A 422-nucleotide genomic window follows, 5' to 3' on the forward strand; every position below is an offset into this window, starting at 1 on the left:
CTCGCGTCCACTGTGTAGTTCTCAAAGTACGGGCGGTACCCCTCACCGCTTCCCCACCGGGGAAACAACGAAAGGCCCAGAGTAACCGACTGTGCACTCGACCCGAAGGCCAGTGCGCATCCGGTCCCTCAGGACCCAACAGCGTGCAGACACCGGTCCCCTCACCCAGAACTTTCCAACCACCGAAGCGGCGTACTAGTTCCGAGATCAGATCTCGATGCCATGTCAAATGTTCCACCCATGAGCTCCCAGCGAAGAACGTATGCCTTCGAACTGGGTTCTGGACACCCGAAAGTGTCAGATGCTCCTTAGAAAGGAGGTGATCCAGCCGCACCTTCCGGTACGGCTACCTTGTTACGACTTAGTCCTAATTACCGATCCCACCTTCGACGGCTCCCTCCACAAGGGTTAGGCCACCGGCT

1 rRNA gene is annotated in these 422 nt (G+C 57.8%); it reads right to left on the reverse strand.

What is annotated here, in order from left to right:
* Positions 1-312: 312 nt before the first annotated feature.
* Positions 313-422: ribosomal RNA gene (locus AB4070_RS18575) — 16S ribosomal RNA — on the reverse strand; the annotation flags it as partial.

This window comes from Microbacterium sp. 2RAF4, assembly GCF_052115285.1.
Lineage (GTDB): Bacteria > Actinomycetota > Actinomycetes > Actinomycetales > Microbacteriaceae > Microbacterium > Microbacterium oxydans.